This window comes from Mesorhizobium sp. M2C.T.Ca.TU.002.02.1.1 (genome assembly GCF_003997225.1).
Genome location: NZ_RZTO01000764.1, coordinates 1 through 2,941, shown reverse-complemented (window position 1 = coordinate 2,941; position 2,941 = coordinate 1). Strand labels below are relative to the sequence as shown.

Below are 2,941 nucleotides of genomic sequence, written 5' to 3'. Positions count from 1 at the left end.
CACGAAACCGTGCCGGCGCCGTGGATTTTCCGGCGTGGTCCACATCTGCTGCCTGCTTTCCGGTATTCGACTGGCTGTCAGTCCGCTATGATCAGCTGTAAGCTCGAATCGAGGCGGAGCCGATGCGCCAATATCTCGACCTGTTGAAGCATGTGCTGGAGAACGGCGCCGATCGCGGCGACCGTACGGGCACCGGCACCCGCTCGGTGTTCGGCTACCAGATGCGTTTCGACCTTTCGCGCGGCTTTCCGGTCACGACCACGAAGAAGCTGCACCTGAAGTCGATCATCCACGAGCTCTTGTGGTTCCTGGCCGGCGACACAAACATCAAATATCTCAACGACAACGGCGTCAGCATCTGGGACGAATGGGCCGACGAGAACGGCGATCTCGGCCCGGTCTATGGCAAGCAGTGGCGCTCATGGCCGGACGGGCATGGCGGCGAGATCGACCAGATCGCGGGCCTTCTGAAGGAGATACGCCGGAATCCCAACTCGCGCCGGCTGATCGTCTCGGCCTGGAATCCGGCCGAGGTCGAGGCGATGGCACTGCCGCCCTGCCACTGCCTGTTCCAGTTCTATGTCTCGGAAGGCAGGCTCTCCTGCCAGCTTTACCAACGCTCGGCCGATATCTTCCTCGGCGTGCCGTTCAACATCGCTTCCTATGCCCTGCTCACCATGATGGTGGCGCAGGTGACCGGGCTGAAGCCCGGCGACTTCGTCCACACGCTTGGCGACGCGCATCTTTATTCGAACCATTTCGAGCAGGCGCGCGAGCAGATGCGGCGCACGCCGAAGGCCTTGCCGACGATGTGGATCAACCCGGAGGTCAAGGACCTTTTTGCCTTCCGTTTCGAGGATTTCCGCCTCGAGAATTATTTCGCGGATGCAAATATCAAGGCGCCCATCGCCGTATGAGCCAGTTTTCGGCTTAGTCGATGCCGACCATGACGTCCGAAGCCTTGATCACCGCATAGGCCTGCTTGCCGTTTTCGAGCGCGAGGTCGGCGACCGCCTCGTTGGTGATCGAGGAGGTGACGATGACGCCACCGCCGATGTCGATCCTGACATGCGAGGTGGTGGCTCCCTTGACGATCTCCGTGACCTTACCCTTCAGGATATTGCGGGCGCTGATCTTCACGCGTCTCTCCTTGAGCATCGCTGTTTCCGACTTATCGTAGGCCGGGACCACGCCGGCGCACAATGCCACGACAGGCGAAAAGCCTTTCCTTGTTATGTTCATCCGGATATATCGGTCAGAGGCTTTGGGCCGAACGGATTTTGAAACCAGGGAGAGACTTCATGACGGGCAAGGGTTTCGGGTTGAAGGCGATCGCTATTGGAGGTTTCACGGCAATGCTGATGGCGGCGGTGCCGGCGGCCCATGCCGACGACAAGGTGGTCGTGTTTGCCGCGGCGAGCCTCAAGGATGCGCTCGACGCGGTCAACAAGGCCTGTGAGCCGGAAGTCGGCGAAGCCGCCACCATTTCCTACGCGGCGAGCTCGGCGTTGGCCAAGCAGATCGAAGGCGGCGCGCCGGCCGACGTGTTCGTGTCGGCCGACCTCGACTGGATGAAATATCTCTCCGACAAGAAGCTGATCAAGCCGGATACCGAGGTGAAGCTGCTCGGCAACCAGATCGTGCTGGTGGCGCCGAAGGATTCCGCGGTCGAGACCAAGGTCGAGAAGGGATTCGACCTCGCCAAGCTGATCGGCGACGGCAAGCTTGCCATGGGCGATTTCAAGGCCGTGCCGGTCGGCAAATACGGCAAGGCGGCGCTGGAATCACTGGGCGTCTGGTCGTCGGTCGAGGGCAAGGTCGCGCAGGCCGAGAATGTGCGCGCAGCGCTTAAGCTGGTGTCGACGGGCGAGGCGGCGCTGGGCATCGTCTACGCCACCGACGCGCATGCGGAAAAGGGCGTCAAGGTCGTTGGCACCTTCCCGGAAGATTCGCACCCGCCGATCATCTACCCGATTGCCCAGACCGCCGATTCGAAGGACAAGGATACGGCTGCCTTCCTGAAATGCGTCGAGTCGGCCAAGGCCGCCGCGCTCTTCAAGGAGCAGGGTTTCACGGTGCTCGCGCCGAGCAACTGAGAAAGACCGCGCAACGCTGACATGAACTGGCTGCTGGACCTCACTCCCGACGAATGGAATGCGGTCCGGCTGTCGATCAAGGTGGCGACGGTGGCGATGATTGCCAGCCTGCCGCCCGGCATCCTGCTTGCGCTCCTGCTGGCGCGGGGGCGTTTCTGGGGCAAGACGCTGCTCAACGGGCTGGTGCATCTGCCGCTGATCCTGCCGCCGGTTGTGACGGGCTACCTGCTTCTGCTCACCTTCGGCCGGCGCGGCCCGGCCGGGGCCTTCCTGGCCGAGCATTTCGGCATCGTCTTCTCGTTCCGCTGGACGGGCGCGGCACTGGCATGCGGGGTCATGGGCTTTCCGCTGATGGTGCGGGCCATCCGGCTCTCGATCGAGGCGGTCGACCGCAAGATGGAGGCGGCCGCCGGCACGCTCGGCGCCAATCCGCTCTGGGTGTTCGCCACCATCACGCTGCCGCTGATCCTGCCCGGGCTGATCGCGGGCGCGATCCTTTCCTTCGCCAAGGCGATGGGTGAATTCGGCGCCACCATCACCTTCGTCTCCAACATCCCCAACGAGACGCAGACGCTGCCCTCGGCGATCTACACCTTCACCCAGGTGCCAGGCGGCGACGAAGGCGCGCTCAGGCTGACGCTGATCTCGATCGCTATCTCGATGGTCGCGCTCATCGCTTCGGAAGTTCTGGCGCGTCGCGTCGGCCGGCGGATGGACATCGAATGACGCTGTCCGTGGATATCCACCATCGGCTCGGCGAATTCGCCCTGGAAGCGCATTTCGAGAGCGCCGGCCGACTGACGGCGCTGTTCGGGCCCTCGGGGTCGGGCAAGTCGACGCTGATC

4 protein-coding genes and 1 pseudogene are annotated in these 2,941 nt (G+C 63.0%); 4 read left to right on the top strand and 1 reads right to left on the bottom strand.

Features of this window, described 5'->3' with window-relative positions:
• The first annotated feature begins 122 nt into the window (after window positions 1-122).
• Window positions 123-917, top strand: coding sequence for a thymidylate synthase (locus tag EOD07_RS29000; protein ID WP_041007755.1), 795 nt, complete (start codon window positions 123-125; stop codon window positions 915-917).
• A 13-nt stretch (window positions 918-930) separates the two neighbouring features.
• On the opposite strand, the gene EOD07_RS28995 is transcribed toward EOD07_RS29000, so the two are convergent.
• The gene (locus EOD07_RS28995; protein ID WP_041008230.1) at window positions 931-1,140 is read right to left on the bottom strand and encodes a molybdopterin-binding protein; all 210 of its coding nucleotides are present in this window, start codon (window positions 1,138-1,140) and stop codon (window positions 931-933) included.
• Window positions 1,141-1,301: 161 nt separating this feature from the next.
• On the opposite strand from EOD07_RS28995, the gene modA reads away from it, so the two are divergent.
• The 3 genes and pseudogenes from modA to EOD07_RS28980 all read left to right on the top strand — a co-directional run.
• Window positions 1,302-2,096, top strand: coding sequence for a molybdate ABC transporter substrate-binding protein (gene modA / locus EOD07_RS28990; protein WP_127237791.1), 795 nt, complete (start codon window positions 1,302-1,304; stop codon window positions 2,094-2,096).
• 21 nt (window positions 2,097-2,117) lie between these two features.
• Entirely contained in the window at window positions 2,118-2,822 is a 705-nt protein-coding gene (gene modB, locus EOD07_RS28985; protein WP_027168773.1) for a molybdate ABC transporter permease subunit, read from the top strand.
• Window positions 2,819-2,941, top strand: a pseudogene (locus EOD07_RS28980) (molybdenum ABC transporter ATP-binding protein); the annotation flags it as partial. The gene modB and the pseudogene EOD07_RS28980, both read left to right, overlap by 4 nt.